13 protein-coding genes are annotated in these 17623 nt (G+C 45.9%); 12 read left to right on the plus strand and 1 reads right to left on the minus strand.

Annotated elements, in window-relative coordinates; genetic code table 11:
- The 8 genes from BACCOPRO_RS11225 to BACCOPRO_RS11260 form a co-directional block, all read left to right on the plus strand.
- Positions 1 to 1062: glycoside hydrolase family 92 protein (locus tag BACCOPRO_RS11225; RefSeq protein WP_008143732.1), on the plus strand; the 1062-nt coding region annotated here is incomplete at its 5' end.
- Positions 1063 to 1075: 13 nt separating this feature from the next.
- A complete protein-coding gene (locus BACCOPRO_RS11230; protein ID WP_008143733.1) occupies positions 1076 to 2230 on the plus strand; it encodes an MFS transporter in 1155 nt (384 codons plus the stop codon).
- Positions 2231 to 2308: 78 nt separating this feature from the next.
- The gene (locus tag BACCOPRO_RS11235; protein WP_260296885.1) at positions 2309 to 3199 is read left to right on the plus strand and encodes an endonuclease/exonuclease/phosphatase family protein; all 891 of its coding nucleotides are present in this window, start codon (positions 2309 to 2311) and stop codon (positions 3197 to 3199) included.
- 32 nt (positions 3200 to 3231) lie between these two features.
- The gene (locus BACCOPRO_RS11240) at positions 3232 to 5496 is read left to right on the plus strand and encodes a GH92 family glycosyl hydrolase (RefSeq protein ID WP_008143735.1); all 2265 of its coding nucleotides are present in this window, start codon (positions 3232 to 3234) and stop codon (positions 5494 to 5496) included.
- Positions 5497 to 5530: 34 nt separating this feature from the next.
- Positions 5531 to 8683, plus strand: a complete 3153-nt coding sequence (locus tag BACCOPRO_RS11245; protein ID WP_008143736.1) for a GH92 family glycosyl hydrolase — start codon at positions 5531 to 5533, stop codon at positions 8681 to 8683.
- 115 nt (positions 8684 to 8798) lie between these two features.
- Positions 8799 to 9527, plus strand: a complete 729-nt coding sequence (gene ric / locus BACCOPRO_RS11250) for an iron-sulfur cluster repair di-iron protein (RefSeq protein WP_008143737.1) — start codon at positions 8799 to 8801, stop codon at positions 9525 to 9527.
- A 177-nt stretch (positions 9528 to 9704) separates the two neighbouring features.
- Positions 9705 to 12032, plus strand: coding sequence for a transglycosylase domain-containing protein (locus BACCOPRO_RS11255; protein ID WP_008143739.1), 2328 nt, complete (start codon positions 9705 to 9707; stop codon positions 12030 to 12032).
- Positions 12033 to 12188: 156 nt separating this feature from the next.
- Positions 12189 to 13010 (plus strand): hypothetical protein, encoded by an 822-nt coding sequence (locus tag BACCOPRO_RS11260; RefSeq protein WP_008143740.1) that lies wholly within the window; start codon positions 12189 to 12191, stop codon positions 13008 to 13010.
- On the opposite strand, the gene BACCOPRO_RS11265 is transcribed toward BACCOPRO_RS11260, so the two are convergent.
- A complete protein-coding gene (locus tag BACCOPRO_RS11265; protein WP_040311452.1) occupies positions 13005 to 13379 on the minus strand; it encodes a 2-amino-4-hydroxy-6-hydroxymethyldihydropteridine diphosphokinase in 375 nt (124 codons plus the stop codon). The genes BACCOPRO_RS11260 and BACCOPRO_RS11265 overlap by 6 nt on opposite strands.
- Positions 13380 to 13533: 154 nt before the next feature.
- Between BACCOPRO_RS11265 and kdsB the strand changes: the two genes are divergently transcribed.
- The 4 genes from kdsB (at position 13534) to BACCOPRO_RS11285 (ending at position 17572) form a co-directional block, all read left to right on the plus strand.
- The gene (kdsB, locus tag BACCOPRO_RS11270; RefSeq protein WP_008143743.1) at positions 13534 to 14295 is read left to right on the plus strand and encodes a 3-deoxy-manno-octulosonate cytidylyltransferase; all 762 of its coding nucleotides are present in this window, start codon (positions 13534 to 13536) and stop codon (positions 14293 to 14295) included.
- 2 nt (positions 14296 to 14297) lie between these two features.
- Positions 14298 to 15584 carry a M16 family metallopeptidase gene (locus BACCOPRO_RS11275; RefSeq protein WP_040311453.1) on the plus strand — a complete coding sequence of 429 codons (1287 nt, stop codon included), beginning with the start codon at positions 14298 to 14300 and terminating at the stop codon, positions 15582 to 15584.
- Positions 15585 to 15659: 75 nt separating this feature from the next.
- Entirely contained in the window at positions 15660 to 16781 is a 1122-nt protein-coding gene (locus BACCOPRO_RS11280; RefSeq protein ID WP_022276895.1) for an MORN repeat-containing protein, read from the plus strand.
- Positions 16778 to 17572, plus strand: coding sequence for an inositol monophosphatase family protein (locus tag BACCOPRO_RS11285; RefSeq protein WP_008143746.1), 795 nt, complete (start codon positions 16778 to 16780; stop codon positions 17570 to 17572). Before BACCOPRO_RS11280 ends, BACCOPRO_RS11285 begins: the two co-directional genes overlap by 4 nt.
- Positions 17573 to 17623: the final 51 nt, after the last annotated feature.

Raw genomic sequence — 17623 nt, forward strand, 5'->3', positions numbered from 1 at the left:
GTCGGAACCAACTTGCTAAGCACGATTATTGCCGGAGCCTATCAGTGTGGGATCCGGGATTTCGATACGAAACTGGCATACGAAGCTTGCCTGAAAAATGAGCTGGACGGAAAAGACCGCCCGTTTGGTGCCGGGAAGGTCAACACCGCAGAATTTGTAAAATATGGTTACGTTCCTCATCAGGACCAGGGAGAAGGTTACCATGAAACCTTCATGTTCTCAGCTTCACACACTCTGGAATATTCTTACAGTGCATGGGCCGTAGCTCAATGGGCCAAATCACTGGGAGATACGGAGAATTATGACAAGCTGATGAACCTGTCAAAAGGATGGGAACGTCTGTATGACACATCCTGCAACTTTATCCGTCCGAAGAAGGCGGACGGAAAGTTTGTTGACAACTTTAACCCGATGGAAGTATGGCGTGGTTTTCAGGAAGGAAATGCCTGGCAATATACGTTCTATGTACCGCATGATGTAAAAGGACTGGTTGCCAAGGTAGGAACCGAAGAGTTCAATGCACGTCTGGACAGTATTTTTACCCAATCACAGAAAAAGATTTTCAGCGGCGGAACAGAAGTAGGTGCTTTTGCCGGCCTGGAAACCTTATACAATCACGGCAATCAGCCCTGCCTGCATATTTCATGGCTGTTTAACGAAGCCGGCCGTCCGGAGCTTACCCAGAAATGGGTACGCGCCATCCTGAATGAATTCTATGGAACAGATGGTGTACACGGATACGGATATGGTCAGGATGAAGATCAGGGACAGCTTGGAGCATGGTATGTCATTTCATCCATGGGACTCTTTGATGTGAAAGGTCTGACAGACATTCATCCTTCTTTCAGTCTGGGTGCTCCCTTGTTCGACAAGATTACCATTCATTTAAACAAGGAATATTACCCCGGAGACCAGTTTGTTATTACCACTACCGGCAATACGGGAAGTGATGCGTATGTGAACCAATATCTGCTGAACGGCAAACCCATTCAGGGAGTACACTTACCCTTTACGGAAATCGTGAAAGGAGGAAAACTGGAAGTTCAAATGCATACTAACTAAATATCAGGGAAATATGAAAAGCACGATCACATGGATGAAACTTTTTCCGATTCTATTCGGCTTTTTTGTCATGGGTTTTGTGGACGTAGTAGGGATAGCCACAAACTATGTCAAGAAAGACTTCTTCCTGTCGGATACATTAGCCAATCTGATTCCTATGCTTGTCTTCTTATGGTTTGCCCTGTGTTCCATTCCCACAGGAATGATCATGAACAAGCTAGGAAGAAAGAATACGGTTCTGCTGTCAATGGGAGTAACGGCTGTAGTCATGCTTCTCCCATTGATTGATTATAATTTCAACCTTACCTTGCTGACATTTGCACTGTTGGGCATCGGAAACACCATTCTCCAGGTTTCGCTGAATCCGATGATTGCTCAGGTTGTAAGCGAAAAAAAGATGGCCAGCATCCTGACTTTGGGACAATTTGTCAAAGCCATATCTTCATTCCTCGGTCCCGTTATTGCAGGTATTGCCGCTTCGTACTGGGGAAACTGGAAACTGATTTTTGTTGTCTACGCAGGAACCACTCTGCTGGCAGGAATCTGGCTGCTTCTGTCGATTGACACAGATAGTCCCCAGAATGTCAAAACAACCACCAGTTTCCGTTCTGCACTGGCCTTGTTCTCAGACAAGATCATTTTGTGGCTTTTTATCGGTATTCTGGCAGTAGTTGGAATTGATGTAGGTCTCAATACTCATATACCTAAATTACTGATGGCACAAACCGGTTTGTCATTGAATGAAGCCGGTCTGGGTACAAGTCTGTATTTCATATCAAGAACGGCAGGAACCTTTTTCGGAGCCCTGCTGCTGACACGGATTGACAGTAAGATTTTCATGCAGTCAGGAATGATAATAGCCATTGCAGCCTTTGCTGCATTACTGGTCAGCGACCAGTTATGGCTTCTGTTGCTATGGATTGTAATCATCGGGCTTGCATGTTCCAATGTTTTTTCGATTCTGTTTTCCTACGCATTAAAACATAAACCGGAGCATGCCAATGAAATCTCGGCACTGATGATTATGGGCGTTTCTGGAGGAGCTCTGATCATGCCGTTTATGGGAGTCTTATCCGATGGGTACGGACAAATCGCAGGATTATTGCCATTATTGCTTTGCATGGTCTATTTGCTATGGACAACAGGAAAACTGGGGAAACAATCCTGAACTTAAATATTTATCAGACTAAAAATTAATACGATGAAAAAATGCATTTTAACCTTAGGCCTTTTTGCCCTTACATTCATGGGCACATCTTGTACAAAAGAAGTTCAAAAAGACAATACTTTAAAAGTGCTTTCCTGGAATATCTGGCATGAAGGTCACTCTAACAAGTATGGGAAACAAGCATGTGACGGAGTTATCGGTGTTCTGAAAAAAAGTGAAGCAGACGTCATTCTGATGATCGAGACCTACGGAGCTTCGGATAAAGTTGCAGATTCCCTGGGATATTACCACCGCCTGCTTTCCAGCAATCTGTCCATTTACAGCCGTTATCCCATTGTCAAGACTTATACTTTCCCCGATCAGATCTCAACGTTCAATTTCGGCGGAGTTGAAATCCTGATGCATGGAAAGAAAGTACGCATTTTCGATACCTGGCTACATTATCTTCCCGATGCACGATGTGTCCCAACCGAAAAAAGTGAGGCTGAAATACTGGCTTGGGATGATGCCGGCACCCGAGATGACGAGATCCGTACAATTATCAGTATCCTGAAACCATTCATCGCAGAATCAGACAGCATCCCTATGATCATGGGAGGAGATTTCAATATTCATTCTCATCTGGACTGGACGGAAGCTACCAAAAATCTGTACAATCATGGAGGAGCAGTGGTCAACTGGACGGTATCAAAATCCATGGAAGAAGCAGGATTTATTGACAGCTTCAGAGAAGTGAATCCGGATCCGGTGAAAAATATCGGAACAACCTGGCTGACAGCAGCCGATTCACTGGAAACTCCCAACAGACAAGACCGGATAGACTATATCTATTACCAGGGAAAAACGATCAAAGCTACCGCCTCCCAATGTTATGACAACTATCTGGGTAAACAGTTCCAGTTTGAAGGAGAACCGTTCTTCTATGGATCTGATCATGGTTTTGTCCTGACCGAGTTCTCTATCAAATAAAATGTTGTTACCACTAATCTTTTTACAGTTCTATGAACAAGCTATTTTCCATGATATGCCTGAGCGCCCTGTTCGGCTGCTCTCCGGTGAAAGACCCGGTGGATTATGTAGATATCTTTGTCGGAACTTCCAATTCACGTGCCATGCTGGGACCATACGCAGCTGTTCCATACGGAATGGTACAGTTGGGAGCAGACAATCAGGACGCTCACTGGATGGGTGGATACGAATATTCCATTAATAACGTAAAAGGTTTCACACATATTCATGCGTGGATGATGAACGGTTTGATGATCATGCCTGCCGTACAGGATCTTGTTACCTGGGAAGGTTCTTCTTCGTCACCTTACAGAGGAGCCAATGCCGGTTATCATTCAAGGATTCTAAAAGAAACAGAAAAAGGAGAACCAGGCTATTACTCTGTCTTTCTGTATGATACAGACTGTCAGGCAGAGCTGACCGCAACCAACCACTGCGGTTTCCATAAATACACTTTTGCCAATGACTATGACAATGCCCGGATCATGCTTGACCTGAATTATCCCGCAGAGTATGGCACTGATATCCATGAAGGATATTTTAAAGTGATTTCAGATCAGGAGATTGAAGGATATGCCGATACACGTGTAGCAGGAGACTATATCCTGCATTATAACATCAAGTTCAACAAGCCTTTCAAGACTTTCAACGGATGGAAAGACGATAAGGTGGAAAAAAACATCAGAGAATGGAAATCAAATGGCGATTGCGGCGGATTTGTAGAATTTGACGTCAAGAAAGACGAATCGGTTCTGGTTCAGGTGTCCCTGTCGCTGGTTGACCAGCAAGGATGCAAAAATAACTACGAAGCAGAATTAAAACCCTATGGCTGGGATTTTGATGCCGTACATCAGGCAGCCAAACAGGAATGGAACACATTACTGTCAAAGATCGAGGTAGAAGGAGATGAAGCAGACAAGAAAAAATTCTATACAAATCTTTATAGGGCTTATGCCAAACAAACCTGGAGTGATGCAGACGGCAGATACCGTGATCCGTTAGAAAATATTCAACAGACCCAGAACAAACAACCCATGTATGGAGGGGATGCTTTCTGGAATACATTCTGGAATTTCAATCCTTTATTGGCTCTCATATCTCCCGATATCCTGAATAACTGGGTACTGACACAACTGGAACTCTTTGACAAGACCGGCTGGACCAACAACGGCCCCACCGGGCTGGAACATACAGGTATTATGGAAGTAACGCATGAAATTGCCCTGATGGTCGGTGCATATCAAAAAGGAATCCGGAAATATGACGTAAACAAACTGTGGGAGGCAGTATATCATAATGCCACAGAAGAGGGCCGTCGGATTGAAGGATCCGGCTATGCAGGCCAGCGTAATCTGAATGCTTATAGGAAGAAAGGATATGTTCCCATAGAAACTGGCGCAGCTTGTCAGACCCTGGATTACGCATATACGGATTTCTGTACTGCCCAGCTGGCAAAGGCCCTGGGTAAGGACAAGGAATATGCCTATTTCATAGAACGCTCGGAAAACTGGCGTAATCAGTTTAATCAGGAAACCAAATGGCAGACTCCGAAAGATTCAGCCGGAAACTGGATTGCTGATTATGACATCTTCAGCGGATATAAATGGATAGAGGGCAACGGATGGCAATACACCTGGTATGTTCCTCATAACATCAAGGGGCTGGTAGAAACGATGGGAGCGGATTTATTCAACAAACGTCTGGAAGAAGGTTTTGAAAAGTCTGTAAAACACAGATTCGCAGCCCATGCTTTTGACCGTCATCAGGAAACAGCTTTCGAATACTACATCAATCATGGCAACGAAGGAAATATGCAGGCAGCATACTTGTTTAATTACTCCGGCAAGCCCTGGCTGACTCAGAAATACTCAAGAGCCATATTGGATATTTACTATGGTGATGAACCTTACGACGGCTGGCAAGGCGATGAAGATGAAGGACAAATGGCAGGCTGGTTTGTCATGAGTTCATTAGGCCTGTTTGAAATGAATGGAGGTGTGACCAGTGATCCGGAGTTCGATCTCTCTTCTCCTTTGTTTCCAAAGGCTACCATCCATCTGGACCCGATGTATGGCGAAGGCAAGACCTTTACGATCATAGCCAAAAATAATTCAAAAGAAAATATATACATTCAATCGGCAACTCTCAATGGCAAACCTTTAAACACCCCCAAACTAAAATGGTCTGATGTTATAAAAGGTGGAGAACTGGTTTATGAGATGGGAAACCAACCGAATGAAAATTGGGGAAAAGAATAAACGAAGTATATACGTCAATCTAAAATAATCAGAAATGGCAGGTAATATCTGTAAGCTTTTAGCCATGGCTGCCCTGCTGAGTACAACTCACTCTCAGGCCGGCAATGTTTTGTTCGAAATAGGAACCAAGGACAACAGTGCAGCCGAATTTGCCCTGTATCCAGGTAAATATAAGAATTTCTTAATGGGATTTTCCGGAGTCAAACATTTTGCAGTCGGTTATTCCCGGCCGTCAAGCAACTGGCCTTATGTACTCCCCGGTCCTAAGGACAATTGGGGTGGAGGAGGATACTGGGCCGGATATCACCCACGCCATTTCCCGATTATCAATTTTCAGTTGGCTCATGCGAAAGCAGAAGGTAATTGTCAGCTGGCTTTCTATTTTGCCGGTATCAGTGCCAAAGAATCTCCAGTCTTACGTGTGGAGATAAATGGTCATCGCCTGGAGAAAAAATTGAAAGGAACTTCTACCGACCAGCTCCTGACAGGCAAGGAATCTGCCATACCTTCAGAATGGATAATAGATTTTCCGGCAGCATGGTTGAAAAAAGGTATGAATCAGATTCAGCTGGGATTAGTCAAAGGAAAATGGTGTATGTTTGACTGCATCCGGCTGACCGGAACTGGTGACGAAGCAGTACAGCCGATATCTTCATCGCTGATCACTTCCGTAGAAGCAGCCGGTTTTGAATACAAGCAGGAAGATGGTACCCGTTTTCAACCCGTTATGGTAGACATGGTGCAATATGACCATCCCCGAACCCTGACCTTTACATGTGGAACGGTCAAAGAAAAGCGGCTGATAGAGACAGGCAGCAGCATTCAGCAAATTTTGCTACCTTCCGTCCGGAAAGCAACAGAGGAAGTGTTTACGATACACGACGGAAATCAGCTGGTTTATCGAGGTACTGTCCGGTTGGCTCCCCAACCTCTACATACTTATGCCGACGATGTAGACTTGTTGATGGGAACCGGCAACTCCCGATGGATGTACAAGCCCAGCATATCACTTCCGCTGGGGATGGTACAAATAGCTCCGGACAATGAAGACGAAACCTGGAAAGCCGGCTATGAATATACCATTGAAAATATTTCCGGATTCAATCACTTCTGCGACTGGACCATTGACGGATTCCTGATGCAGCCCACCTGCGGCAAGCTGCAAGTCAACCCGGGACCAGCAGACAATCCGGACGCAGGCTATCGTTCCAGAATCGACAAATCAACGGAAAAAGCAGAAGTAGGGAAATATTCGGTATTCATGACTGACACCCAGATAAAAGCAGAACTATCAGCCACAGACCGTGCTTCCATACAAGCTTATACGTTCCCTTCTAATTGCAAAGACGGCCGGATACTGGTTGACCTGTATGCTCCCAGTGAATATCTCCACAACCTGCAGGATGCTCATGTAGTGAAAGTCAGTGATACAGAGATTGAAGGATATGCAACTTATTTCGGAGCATATACCGGATATTCGGCAGAACAGTATTACACCATTCATTTTGTGATGCAGTTCGACAAGCCTTTCACTTCAATGGGAGGATGGGTAAACGATCAGATAAAAGCTGCTCAGGAATATCAGGGAGCCTGGTATTCTACCCATGAATTTGAGACTGCCCCTAAAATCATGCAGGACATTCACGAAATTCACGGGAAAGGAGATGTAGGTTTCTTCCTGAGTTTTCCTGAGGAATCCGGAGAATCGACAGTGAAAGTACGTACAGGTGTTTCACTCGTAGATATTGCCGGTGCACGCAATAATCTTCAGAAAGAATTAGCAGAGCCTTTCGGATGGGATCTGGACGAGGTGGCCCGCAATGCCCGCACCCAATGGAACGACTACCTGCAGCGCGTGGAAATCGAAACAGATGACTATCTGCAGCAAAAGAAATTTTACTCCAATCTTTACCGTGCGTATGCAGCAAAGGCCTCCTGGAGTGACTGGGACGGCCGTTTCCGTGACGAACGGGAACAGATCTGTCAGCTGGAATCGCCTGGTGACCGTATTATCAGCGGTGAATACTGGAACACGTTTTGGGACAACCAGCAATTATTCAATCTGTTGGCTCCTGAAATCTCCAGCAAATGGGCACGCTCGGCAATCACTCTGTATAAGAACAGCGGATGGTTTAATACAGATCCGGCAGGCATCGAACATACCGGTGTCATGGTAGCCATGCATGTTGCCTCTCAAATCTGGGGAGCCTGGCAAAGTGGCGTCCGTGATTTTGATCTGAACACAGCCTATGAAGGATTGAAGAAAATGCTTTTAACCCCTCCGCAACAATATGACGGAGGAGGTACCGTAGGTGTTGAAGAGCTTGTTCCTTACATGAAATACGGATATATACCCCAAGGTATGGGACGTCCTTCCAATACCATGGAATATGCTTATGATGACTGGTGCCTGGCTCAGATGGCGAACCATCTGGGACATACCGATGACTATAATTATTTCCTGAAACGCTCGGCAAACTGGACTAATCTGTTCGACACAGAAACTGGGTTTATCCGCCCTAAAGATAAGGATGGCAATTGGATTTCTCCTTTTGACCCTTATCATACGCCGGGATTTACAGAAGGGAATGCCTTTAACTATACGTGGTTTGTACCGCATACTCCCGAAAAGCTGATTGCACTGATGGGACGGAACCGCTTCGTTTCACGCCTGGACAGTGCCATGCAAAAATCCTCTTTCGCGAATTTCAATGCGTCAGGCGATGATTTTGCGAACTATCCCATCAATCATGGCAATGAAACTTCCATGGAGGTAGCTTATCTCTTCAATTGGGCAGGAGCTCCTCATCTGACTCAAAAATGGGTTCGTGCTATTCAGGAACAATATTATGGGACAACTCCTTACGATGCATACCCGGGTGATGAAGATCTGGGACAGATGAGCAGCTGGTTTGTCATGAGTGCTATCGGACTTTTCCAGATGGACGGCGGATGCAGTCAGACACCTGTCTATGAACTGGGATCTCCCCGTTATCCAAAGATCACCCTGAATCTGGGTAACAAATACGGAAGGGGCAAAAGGTTCGTCATTGAAGCACGGAATGCCTCAAAGGAAAACAAGTACATCCGTTCCATGTATCTGAACGGGAAAAAGGTAAAGGGATTCAAAATTCACCAGAAAGACGTGCTGAAGGGTGGAAAACTTGTATTGGAAATGGGGAAGTAAGATTTCTGCGGCAAAACCGGCTTTTAACTTTCATTAATTTCTGATGTAACCTATGTGACAAACTTTGCAAAGGCTGGGCAGTAACTTTGCAGCGTAATCAAAATAATAGAAAGATATGAAAACGACTGACTGGAAAGATACGAGTGTAGGAGAAATTGTAGCTGAGGATTTTGCTGCAGCCAAGGTGTTCAAAAAATATGGCATTGACTTCTGCTGCCATGGAGAAGTGACACTTGAAACAGCCTGTGCCAGCCTGAAGCTGGCTCCGGAAGAAGTGATGCAGGCCCTGAAGCAGCAGAAAGAAAATGGGGAAGGACGGATTCCATTCTCATCGTGGCCGCTGGACCTGCTGATGGACTACATTCTGAAGATCCATCACCGGGGTATTCGCAAAAATGGCCCGGAACTGCTGACCCTGCTGGAAAAGGTAGAACGGGTACATGGAGAAGCACATCCGGAACTGCACGAACTGAAACTGCTGGTCAGCGAATCGCTCAATGATCTGGAGATGCACCTGCAAAAGGAAGAGAACGTGCTTTTCCCTTATTTATACGATCTGTACTCAGCACAGGAACAGGGACAACGTATGGAACCCATGCATTGCGGAACCATTGCCAATCCGATCCGGGTGATGAGAATGGAACATGAAGGAGAGGGCAACCGCTACCTTCACATCATCCAGCTGACAGATCATTTTTCTGTTCCGCAGGATGGATGTGCCAGCTACCGGCTGCTGATGCAGGAACTGGAAGCGTTTGTAGATGCACTGTTTGAACATATCCACCTGGAAAACAATCTGCTTTTCCCCCGTTTTGAGGAAATTGAGCGCCAGATCGTGGGTTGATTTTACTCAACACGGCTTTGCTACTGCCCCCTCAAGATACAATAATATGCAGATTCTCACATGTCTGAACATGAATAAATAAGTCTGTCAGCATCAATCTGTGTTCTTTTTCGATGTAAATCCGGAAAATTTCTCTACTTTTGCAACTTAAACACAGAACAGAACTTATTTTTCATTATGAGAAAGACATTTATATATGTATTATGGGCCTTGCTACTCTTGTCCATGGCAGGAGTAGCGGCCGTATTTACAGCCATTGCAAAAGGTAAAATCGGCTATGTGCCTCCAGTAGAAGAACTGGAAAACCCTAATCTGAAATTTGCCACGCAAATTATTTCCGATGACGGACAATTGCTGGGAACCTGGTCATTAAGTAAAGAAAATCGAGTATATGTAGGATATGAGGATCTCTCACCCCATCTGGTACATGCCCTGGTAGCTACAGAGGACGTCCGTTTCAGCGAACATTCCGGTATTGATGCCCGTGCTTTCATGCGAGCCGTAGTCAAACGTGGAATCCTGATGCAGAAACATGCAGGTGGAGGTAGTACCATCACACAGCAGCTGGCTAAGCAGTTCTATTCACCGACGGCCGATAACGTCATGGAACGCTTATTGCAAAAGCCTATCGAATGGGTGATCGCTGTCAAACTGGAACGGTACTATACAAAAGAAGAAATCCTTACTATGTACCTCAACAAGTTTGATTTCCTCAACAATGCGGTCGGTATCAAGACAGCTGCCAAGACTTATTTCTCAAAAGACCCGAAAAATCTGTCGATCGAAGAAGCTGCTACACTGATCGGTATGTGTAAGAATCCGTCACTCTACAACCCGCGCCGATTCAATGAAAGATCCCGCGGACGTAGAAATACAGTATTGGATCAGATGCGGAAAGCCGGATTCCTGACACAGGCAGAATGCGATTCCTTACAGGCATTGCCACTGGTCCTGAAGTTTCAGCCCGTAGATCATAAGGATGGTCTGGCAACCTACTTCCGTGAATATCTGCGTACCCGGATGAGTGCCCGCAAACCTAATCGCAAAAGTTATCGCGGATGGCAGATGCAGAAGTATTATGAAGATTCATTGGCCTGGGAAACTGATCCTCTGTACGGATGGTGTGCGAAGAATAAGAAAAAGGACGGCACGAACTATAATCTTTACACAGACGGACTGAAGATTTACACAACCATCAATTCACGCATGCAGAAATATGCGGAAGAAGCGGTTTACCAGCATATTGCCCAGTATCTGCAGCCCCGTTTCTTTAAGGAAAAGAAAGGACGGAAAACTGCTCCTTACACAAGTGAACTGACTCCGGAAGAAGTACAGACTATTCTGAACCGTTCTGTCCATCAAAGTGACCGTTACCGGACCATGAAAGAAGCCGGCTGTTCAGAATCTGAAATCATGAAGGCTTTCAATACTCCACACGAAATGTCTGTATTCTCGTGGGCAGGAGAGAAGGATACGATCATGACTCCACTGGATTCCATCAAATACTACAAGCACTTCCTGCGTACCGGATTTATGTCCATGGATCCTGTGACCGGCTATGTGAAAGCATACGTAGGTGGTCCGAACTACAACTACTTCCAGTATGACATGGCCATGGTGGGACGGCGCCAGATTGGATCTACAATCAAGCCATTCCTCTATTCACTGGCCATGGAGAACGGATTCTCTCCCTGCGATGAAGTAAGAAACGTAGAAGGAACCTATTTTGATGAAAACGGAATTCCCTGGTCACCGCGTAACAGCTCCAAATCACACTACGGTGAGATCGTAACCCTGAAATGGGGTCTGGCAAACTCCAACAACTGGATCTCTGCCTATTTGATGAGCAAGCTGAATCCATACGCACTGGTACGTCTGATCCACTCCTTTGGGGTACTGAACAAAGATATCCAGCCTACCATCTCCCTGTGTCTGGGTCCCTGTGAAATCTCTGTAGGTGAAATGGTCAGTGCCTATACGGTATTTGCCAACCGGGGTATCCGTACAGCTCCTCTCTTTGTCTCACGAATTGAAGACAACGAAGGCAATGTTCTGGCAACATTCACTCCGCAGGTGGAAGAAGTAATCAGCGAAACAAGTGCCTACAAGATGCTGGTTATGCTGAGAGCTGTCATCAACGAAGGTACCGGTAACCGTGTCCGCCGACTCTATGGCATCAAGGCCGATATGGGTGGAAAGACCGGTACAACCAACCGAAACTCTGACGGATGGTTCATGGGATTCACTCCGACACTGGTTTCCGGATGCTGGGTAGGTGGTGAAGAACGTGATATCCACTTCGACCGGATGAGGGACGGACAAGGTGCAGCCATAGCTCTGCCGATCTGGGGACTTTACATGCAGAAAGTCTTTGCAGACAAAACTCTGGGGTATTCAGAACAGGATGTCTTTGAAATACCGGAGGACTTCGATCCCTGTAAAGACAAACTGACCGAAATAGAAGAAGAGAATTCCAGCAAGCTGGATGATATATTCTTCCAATAAAGATAATCAGCTGATAAACAAGATGGTCCGTCTGGACACGATCTTCTGAAAAGGAGACGTGATCTGGACGGACTTTCTTTTTGCCGGCAAACAGAAAGCCGTCAATTTGGATATTTCCTTTTTTTTACTTATCTTGCCTTGAAAAAGGAGGGAATCATGGAAACGGTTCTGAAAATGTATCAGCTGAATCCCGCACCTGCGGAAAACCTGATCCGGCAAGTAGAGACTTTCAATCAGGGACGAACCTCGGCCGAAGGTACTTATACCATCAGCATAGCCACAACTTACCGGCCGTATTACGCATTGTGGCGTATCTTTGCCAATGATCACCGTCCTCTGCTGGTCCGGACGCTGGCCGTTACACTGGATGCTGCACTTGAACGGGCCTTCCGAATGCTTCAGAACTGTAATGTTATGCTTGATCTGGCAGACAATGCTCTTTTTGAAGCAAATTACGGACAAACGGATGACATTATTGCTTTCGGTAAATACCGGGGAAAACACCTGGCTGAAATTTATTATGTAGAACCATCTTATGTACTCTGGCTGGCTAACAAGTTTACTCCCAATAACCACCGGTATGACAAACTGATTGCTTTGGCCAAGGACTTTGCCATTGTCCATTTTGAGCTGACCGTCCAGAAACGGCATATTTCTTCGGTAAGTAAATTTGTCGGCAAAACAGGAGAACAGTTAAAAGACTTATATCTGACCGTACTCAATGTACGGCTCCAGACAGATTCCTATAAAGCAGATTTCTATGTAGACCAGAATGTCCTGGCTGCAGACCGCGACGGTAACCGCTTTACCTTCCTGATAAAAGCAGCAGGCAGAAGCCTGAGTCCTAATATTCTGAGTTGCCACAGCCGAAAAATTGAAGCACAGGAGACACTTCACCTGAAAACGGCCCGGGTCATGTCCCATTATGAAGGAAGAGGGGTAAGGTATACCCGCCTGGGATATGTAAAACTGTTATAAAGCCTCTAAAGCCTGCTGTACATAATGTTTATCCCAGTCCTTTGGGCGCAGAATGCGTCCATCGTATGTCAGCAGATCAATATCCAATGCTACAATTCCCCGTTGCTTGTCATCCGGGGTACGGCCATTCCGCCGTTCTATGTCTTTCAGGCAATCCTGTAAAACTTCAGGAGACATTGCCGTATACAGACGGGCAGCCCGATTCATATAAAGGGCAGGAAAATCTGTCCCTTCAGGTATGGTTGTCAGGATTCTTCCCCAGTGAATACCGGGAAACAACTCTTCAAGCATATATTCTGCTGTCTTCAACCGCAAAACTCCGTCTTTATTTGAGCCCAGACAGATCAGGCATTCGTGACTGCAATTCATGGTTCTGTCATTTACTTCTGCAAAGGTACGAATAAAAAGCGAGATCCCCATCCGGGCCGGAAGCTATCGGAATACAAACCAACCTTTTTTGAAACTTTTACTACGGAAATATAAATTTATTCGTAAATTTGCGTTTCATTAAAAACGCGAATTTATGAAATTTATTGGAATTATTCCTGCAAGATATGCCTCCACACGTTTTCCGGCCAAGCCTTTGGCTTTATTGGGAGGCAAGCCCGTCATTCAACGGGTATACGAACAAGTAGCCGGCGTATTGGACGAAGTCTGGGTGGCAACCGATGACGAACGGATTGAAGCTGTTGTCAAGGATTTCGGCGGACAAGTGGTTATGACCTCCGTGCATCACAAGAGCGGAACAGACCGTTGCTACGAAGCTTATTGTAAAGTCAACAGCTCCTGTGATGTCATTGTCAACATCCAGGGTGATGAACCTTTTATCCACCGCTCACAACTGGAAGCTATCAAAGCCTGCTTTGATGACGACGCTACACAAATCGCTACGCTGGTAAAACCATTTGTTCCTGGTGACGGATTTGAAGCTCTGGAAAATGTCAACTCACCGAAGGTTGTAGTTAACCGCCAGATGCAGGCTTTGTACTTCAGCCGCTCCATCATTCCTTACCAGCGCAACCGCGACAAAAAGGAATGGCTTGCAGGACATACCTATTACAAGCACATCGGCCTGTATGCTTACCGTGCCGCCGTCTTGAAAGAAATTACCGCTTTACCCCAGTCTTCTCTGGAACTGGCAGAATCGCTGGAACAATTGCGATGGCTGGAAAACGGATATACGATCAAAGTCGGAATCAGTGAGGTAGAAACAATTGGTATCGATACTCCGCAGGATCTGGAACGGGCAGAAGCCTTTCTGCGGGAACATGGTACGGAGGAATGAGTATGCTGGACAGAACGGTTCCTCCAATAATCCGCCCCATCGAACACTTCTCCATTGATCATCCGGAAGTAAGAATGATGCGTAACGGCATGCCGCTCCGTATCATTCGGGTAGGAGATGAGGATGTCATACGTTTCGATCTGCTGATCCATGGAGGACAATGGAACCAGCGGATGCCGCTTCAGGCCATGTTTACCAACCGGATGCTCCGCGAAGGAACCCGTACGCTGACATCAGCAACTATCGCAGAAAAGCTGGACTATTACGGTGCATGGCTGGATTTGTCGTCGTCTGTGAATTACGGATTTGTAACACTCTATTCACTAGGGAAATACTTTCCTCAGACAATAGAAATCCTGGCATCCATGATCAAGGAACCGACTTTCCCCGAAAAAGAACTGAATATCGTAACTGACGTAAACCGGCAGCAGTATCTGGTGAATTGCCAGCGGGTCGAAGTTCTGGCACGCAAGCAACTCAACCGTTCACTTTTCGGTACAGCACATCCTTTGGGGAAATATGCGGAGAAGGAAGATTATGACCGGATTACAAGCCAGGATCTTCAGGATTTCTACCAGACATATTATCACTCGGACAATTGCTCCGCTTACGTCTCAGGAAAAGTTACGGATGAAGTCTTGCGCTGCATTGAGGAGCATTTCGGAAACCAGGCCTGGGGCAACACCGCTTCCGTCACGACTGCTGCCAGTCATCTCCCTGCTACCGACAAACGCAAACGGGTATTCATTGAGAAAGAAGACGCCTTGCAGAGTTCGCTTAAGATGGGAGCATTTTCTCTGGACCGGAATCATCCGGATTATCTGAAATTCCGCATACTAGTCACACTGTTCGGCGGTTATTTCGGCAGCCGGCTGATGTCAAACATCCGTGAAGACAAAGGATATACCTATGGAATCGGAGCAGGAGTGGTTTCTTATCCGGACACAGGAATCTTTGTGATCAGCACTGAAGCCGCCAATGAATACATCGAACCGCTGATCAAGGAAGTATACCATGAAATGGACCGCCTGTGTGAAGAACGGGTACCGAAAGAGGAACTGGAGATGGTACGCAACTATATGCTGGGTGACATGTGCCGCTCGTATGAGAGTGCATTTTCGCTGGCTGATGCCTGGATCTTTATCGAGACGGCGGGGCTGGACGAGCAGTTCTTTGACCGTGCAGTGGAAGCCATACGCGATATAAACGAAGAAGAAATACGCACCCTTGCCTGTAAGCATTTCTGCAAAGAAAACTTAATAGAGGTCATAGCCGGTAAAAAAATGTAATTGAAAACAAGGGGGAACCGGTAAAAGAAGTATTTTTGAACAGAAATGTCAAAAATCGAAATACAGACAAACAGAATGAAAAAATATACTTATCTATTATTGGCACTGATGACATTGGGAAGTGCTTCGGCTTCGGCCCAGTTGTCCATCGGGTATTACAAGTTTAAAGACGGCTCCGAATATACTGGAGAATTAAAAGGACGCCGTCCTAACGGAAAAGGAAGAACCGTCTTTCTCAACGGAGACTCCTATGAAGGAGAATACGTCAAAGGAAAACGGCAGGGACAGGGAACCTACCTTTTCAGCGACGGAGAAAAGTACGTGGGAGAGTGGTATCAGGACCAGCAACACGGACAAGGCACATATTACTTCATGAATAACAACCGTTACGAAGGTATGTGGTATGCTGATTTTCAGGAGGGAGAAGGAACCATGTATTATTATAATGGTGACCTTTATGTGGGAACCTGGCACCGGGACAAACGAAACGGAAAAGGTACTTATACCTGGAAAGGAGGAGCACGCTATGAAGGTGAATGGAAAAACGACCTGAAAAACGGCAAAGGAGTGATGACCTGGGAAGACGGCTCCAAATATGAAGGAGAATGGAAAGACGGCGCACGCCACGGAAAAGGTACCTTCCACTACACCAACGGCGATAAATACGTAGGTGACTGGTCGCACGACGTACAGCACGGCAAAGGAATCTATCATTTCCAGAACGGAGAATGTTACGAAGGTGACTATGCCGAAGGAGAACGGACCGGTGAAGGAATCTATACTTACCCCAACGGGGATAAATACGTAGGACAGTTCAAAAACGGACGTCAGGAGGGAACCGGAACCTTCACATGGGCTAAAGGAGCCGTATATGAAGGAGAATGGAAAGACAACCAGCGTTCCGGACAGGGACATTACAAATGGGCCAACGGAGATGAATATGAAGGCCAGTGGAAAAACAACATGGCCGAAGGCGAAGGCACATTGCGCACTACGGACGGATCTGTTTATACCGGACATTTCTCCCGTGGAAGAGAAGACGGAGAGGGTACCCTGCTGACCAAAGACGGTACCCGGTTCGAAGGATTTTTCAAACAGGGTAAAAAAGACGGACCTTTTGTGGAGATGGACAGCAACGGAAATGTTATCCGCAAAGGTACTTTCAAGAACGGACGTTTGCTGGAGGAAAAGAAATGACACTTGATTTATTGCAACTGACAGAAAAGGTAAAGGCACTGGCTATAGAGGCCGGTGGATTTATCCGTGAAGAACGCAATCGCTTTAACCGTAATGCGGTTGAAAAAAAACATGCACACGATTACGTATCGTATGTAGATAAGGAATCTGAAAAAAGAATTGTAACCTGCCTGAAGGAATTGCTTCCACAGGCAGGTTTTATTGCGGAAGAAGGACATGGAAACCAGTTTACCGACCAGCCTTATTGCTGGCTGGTAGATCCGTTGGACGGGACAACCAACTTCATCCACAACAATGCTCCCTATTGTGTCAGCATTGCCTTGCGCAACCATGAAGAATTGCTGCTGGGAGTCGTATACGAAATTTGCCGTGACGAATGTTTCTGGACTTACAAAGGAGCTCCTTCCTACTTGAACGGAAAGGAAATCTATGTATCGCAGGTAGACAATCTCGACGATGCTTTCATTGCCCTCGGATTCCCATACGATGCTGAGACCTATAAGCCGACAGCCCGGCGTTTAGTTGAAAAATGTTACGGAAATGTAACAGGCCTGCGTTTGCTCGGAGCAGCCGCGGCCGAACTTTGTTACGTCGCTGCCGGACGTTTTGAAGCCCGCATTGAAGCATTGATCGGGCCGTGGGATATTGCTGCTGGCACGATTATCCTGCAAAATGCCGGAGGAACAGTAACAGATTTCCACGGAGGAGATTCTTTCTATTCGGGCAGGGAAGTACTGGCAAGCAATGGTAAAATTCATCCGTTTTTGTTAGATATTATTGAAGGGAAGTAAAAACTTCACGTTTTTATACCAATTTATCCGATTTATTTTGTATGTTTGTGT

The organism is Phocaeicola coprophilus DSM 18228 = JCM 13818 (assembly GCF_000157915.1).
Taxonomy (GTDB): Bacteria; Bacteroidota; Bacteroidia; order Bacteroidales; family Bacteroidaceae; genus Phocaeicola; species Phocaeicola coprophilus.